Genomic DNA, 3588 nt, shown 5'->3' with positions numbered 1-3588 from the left:
CTCGGCGGCGAGCAGGCCGCGCACGCCGCGCACGTTGCACACGACGGCGAGCGCCAGGCCGACCGCGGCCTTGGCGTCGTACTCGGTGCGGTGCCAGCAGGTCAGCCGCAGCACGACGCGCTGCACGGCGGGCCAGGCCCAGGTGTGGCCCTCCTCGGTGAGCCGCAGCCACGGCAGGGACGGCGGTCCGCCCTCGCGGCCGTGGCCGGTCTCGCTGGACACCTTCAGCCCGGTTAGCACCGGCTCGGGCCGCTCGGCCAGCCGGGGACGCAGCAGCCCGAGCACGAGTTCGAGCACGTCGACCGGCACGGGCAGCGGGCCGGTCACGAGACGTCCGGCGGTGGGTCCATGACGTGGACCTCGATGCCCACGGCCTCGGCGGCGCGGGTCAGCACGCCGTACTTGGCCTCCATCCCGGTCCCGGCCGGATGCCGAACCGCCACGGTGAACGCGGTGCGGTCCGGGGCCGGGTCGTCCAGGACCTCGATCGGGAGCGGGTCGCCGTTGACCACGCGCAGGCCGCGGGCGCGGGCGAGCGTGGCCACGGTCTCGGCCAGCTCCTTCACGTGCTCGGCCAGCTCCGGGGAGCGCAGCAGCTCGGCCACGCCCTCGCGGTCGACGCGGAAGCCCTCGATGGACGCCATCGCTCAGCCCTCCACCTCGACCAGCAGCACCCAGAACCGGCGACGGCCGAACGGCGGCTCCCACATCAGTGGTTCACCTTCGATACGGAACGTCCGGCCACGCCACTCCACCTGTTCGCGAGAGCCGACCGGGGAGAACGTGAACAGCCGCCAGTCCGTGATCTCCGGCTGGCGGCCCGTCTCCACTGGCTCGGTCGAGGTTGCCGGCTGCATGTAGCCCCGGACGTCACGGCGGGGTGCGCCAGGGCCGTAGTAGAGCGCGGGGTTCGGGTTGCCGTACTGGTCATCGACCTCCAGCGGATCAACAAGAGTCACGATGTGCGGAAGCTGCAAAGGGCTACACCGTCCAAATGGAAAACGCCCCGGCGTTCGGCGCGGGGCGCAGCAAGGTGAGTTCGGTGTCGGTGAAGTAGAGACCCCCGCCGTCATGGGCGAGGGTCCGCGCGTGGCCGCCGATCGCCTCGTCCTTCAACCCCTCGGGCGGAGCGGCCAGCGCACGGAGAACCGCGGTGCTCACCACCCCGACCGCTGTCGCTGGTGCCGGGACGGGCATGGTCGGAACGAGGCTGCGCGCCATCGCGGACGCGTCGGCGCACAGCACCGCGACGCGGGCGCGCTCATCGGCGGTGAACTGGTGATCGGTACGAGCCTGGACGTCGTCTGCGGTCGCCAACAGGTCGGCGGAAGGTGAGGTCATAGCCCTCACCACCTGAACAATGCCGATCGCAACACGTGTGTGCGCGTCGACCAGCGATGCGGGAAGCGCGTGATGTACTAGCTCGTCGTCACCGGCGACGGATACCGAGGGCCATCACGCCCATGGCGATGCACATCAGGTAGCTATAGATGTTGGACGGCAACTCAACAATCTCGTTGATCTTTCCGTGCACTTCTGGTGCGCCTTCGTGCACTGCTGCCGACAGCGCAAGCAGCAGGACCAGGCCGATCAACATCGCGCCCGCGACCACTGTGGAGGATTGACTCCGGCTGCCCTGTCGAGCGGACTCCGCCAGCTGCTCCTGGAGTGACCTAACAGTCTCGCTGAGCTCCGCGATGATCGACGCGAGTTGCGGGTCCCTGACGAGTGGTTCCTCTGAAAGCTGCTCGTCCGATGCTGACCTGGCGGGCGGAATGAACGTGTCCCGCAGCGGTTGATCGTCCAGCAATCCGCCTGTGGCGTTGTGCAGTGTGCCCGCCGCCGAACGATCAAGCCCGAGAAACGCGTCCGTTATGGGTGCAGTGAACCTTGCCGCCGCAATGCCGTTGCTCAGGCCGAGAGCAGCAGCGGCGAAGTTGTAGCCAGGTGAGTCCAGAAGCTTGGCGAACCCGTTGGTTGGCTGCATCTTGTCGATCGCGGCGCGGATGCCCATGGTCTGTTCGAGCGCCTTGGCGGCGGGCGAGTCGAGGAGCGTTTCCACGCCCACCGGCTGCATCTTGTCGATCGCGGCGCGGATGCCCATGGTCTGTTCGAGCATCTTGGCGGCGGGCGAGTCGAGGAGCGTCTTCACGCCCACCGGCTGCATTGCAGCGTGCAGCGCTGCCGACTGACCGATAGTGCGGTTGAACAAGTCGATCATGGGCGAGTTGATGAACGCGCCGAACGTGGCCGCCGGAAAGCGCGCAGTGTCCCTGCGACGCCGCTTTCCCTGGCGCTTCCCGGCGTCGTCGTCAGCGCCCACCTCGGAGTTACCCATGCACTACATAGTAGGCGTACAGGTGTTCGAAGGTGTGGATGTCGCCGCGTCAGTTTGAGCAGCTCAGCTCTGCCTCGGTTCCTTCGGAGGTCGCCCACCTGCCGCACGTACACCAAGTTCGGAAGGCAGCTCGCGCAAGGCATCCACGGTGGACTTGTCGGTGACCTCGACTTCGCCGTCGATGAAGGTGACGCCGAGGTCGTGGACGACGAGCTGCTTGTAGATCGTGCTGATGAACTTCACGCGCACCTCCGGTGGGCGGGGTGGTGGCGAGGCCGGTGATCTTGCCGTGAGCGATCTCCGGCCCGTATTCCAGGCCGATCTCGCCGTAGATCTGCGCCTTGTCCGTGGAGCCGGTGCGGGCCAACGGTTCGGAGAACAGGAAGCCCTTGCCGGGTGTTTCCAGCAGGACGGGGGCGCACTGGTCGAGGCTGACGACCTGGACGACGTCGGCGGGCATGTAGCGGTTGAGCATGACGTTCAACCGGCCGAAGTCGGTGATGATCGTGTCGACCGAGACGCCGCCGACGTTGCGGGTTTCCTCCCGGTAGTTCTTCTTGGTGACGAACTCGTTCGTGAGCGCCCGCTTCTGGGTGGCGCCGCACATGAGCGTGGCGGTCTCGGAGACCTGGATGCCGCCGGACTCCCACACCTTCTGGAGCAGGTCGAGCACCATCGCCTCGGTCAGCGGCTTGGGTTGGGCGTTGGTGATGACGTTGGTTCTGGTCGCTTCCAGGATGCCGCGCGTCTTGCGGACGGTGCTGTTGTCGCTGGGCTCGGCGAACTTGCCCGTGATGAACGTGAGCTCGACGTCGCGGGCGATCTGGGTGAGCGTCTGGCGGGTCTGCCAGTCCAGCTCGTTCGCGACTGCGTTGGTCGCGCCGCCGAGGGCCTGCGCGTTGGGGTGCGCGGAGCCGGTTCCGGCGAACATCTGCTGGGTGGCCTGGCGGGTGTAGGTGATGCCGACCGTTTCCTGGTGGATCTCCAGGACGTTGCGGTCCTGGCCCCGGACGCGGGTCTCGGCGGGCGGGGCGTCGGCGCCTTCGAGGCGCTGCCGGTTGGCGTCGGGGGCGCGCAGGTCGTAGACGGTCCAGGTGTGGATGATCCCGTTCGCGCGTCGGCCGCCGGTCAGACCGCCGATGGCGGACAGGAACGGGGGTGTCGGGTCGGGGTCAGGGCGAAGAGTTCGCCGACGTAGTTCGGGCTGTTGTAGGTGTTCGCGATCGCGGCTACACCAGGCAAGAATTCTC

The 3588-nt window shown here is 67.7% G+C and carries 6 protein-coding genes; all 6 read right to left on the bottom strand.

All coding sequences use genetic code 11. From position 1 onward, the window contains the following. Positions 1 to 327, bottom strand: a 327-nt coding sequence (locus FXN61_RS48165) for a hypothetical protein (RefSeq protein WP_167980447.1), incomplete at its 3' end; no start/stop codon positions are given. Further along, positions 324 to 644 (bottom strand): hypothetical protein, encoded by a 321-nt coding sequence (locus tag FXN61_RS48160; protein ID WP_167980446.1) that lies wholly within the window; start codon positions 642 to 644, stop codon positions 324 to 326. The genes FXN61_RS48165 and FXN61_RS48160, both read right to left, overlap by 4 nt. A 3-nt stretch (positions 645 to 647) precedes the next feature. Then, positions 648 to 959: a head-tail adaptor protein gene (locus tag FXN61_RS48155; protein ID WP_167980445.1), complete on the bottom strand. Its 312-nt coding sequence runs from the start codon at positions 957 to 959 to the stop codon at positions 648 to 650. Between the two features lie 22 nt (positions 960 to 981). Continuing rightward, a complete protein-coding gene (locus FXN61_RS48150) occupies positions 982 to 1341 on the bottom strand; it encodes a hypothetical protein (RefSeq protein ID WP_167980444.1) in 360 nt (119 codons plus the stop codon). A gap of 88 nt (positions 1342 to 1429) precedes the next feature. Next, complete coding sequence (locus FXN61_RS48145; RefSeq protein WP_167980443.1) at positions 1430 to 2338, bottom strand: hypothetical protein; 909 nt, start codon at positions 2336 to 2338, stop codon at positions 1430 to 1432. A 49-nt stretch (positions 2339 to 2387) separates the two neighbouring features. Beyond that, positions 2388 to 3588, bottom strand: a 1201-nt coding sequence (locus tag FXN61_RS48140; RefSeq protein WP_246293257.1) for an SU10 major capsid protein, incomplete at its 5' end; no start/stop codon positions are given.

The organism is Lentzea indica (assembly GCF_012184385.1).
In the GTDB taxonomy this organism is placed as follows: Bacteria; Actinomycetota; Actinomycetes; order Mycobacteriales; family Pseudonocardiaceae; genus Lentzea; species Lentzea indica.
Note: the sequence above shows the minus strand (reverse complement) of the source record. Positions and strands in the feature narration are given on the sequence as shown.

Excerpts from the sequence above, each read along its gene's own strand:
- FXN61_RS48160 (WP_167980446.1), bottom strand. The coding sequence starts at position 644 with ATGGCGTCCATCGAGGGCTTCCGCGTCGACCGCGAGGGCGTGGCCGAG.
- FXN61_RS48150 (WP_167980444.1), bottom strand. The coding sequence starts at position 1,341 with ATGACCTCACCTTCCGCCGACCTGTTGGCGACCGCAGACGACGTCCAG.
- FXN61_RS48145 (WP_167980443.1), bottom strand. The coding sequence starts at position 2,338 with ATGGGTAACTCCGAGGTGGGCGCTGACGACGACGCCGGGAAGCGCCAG.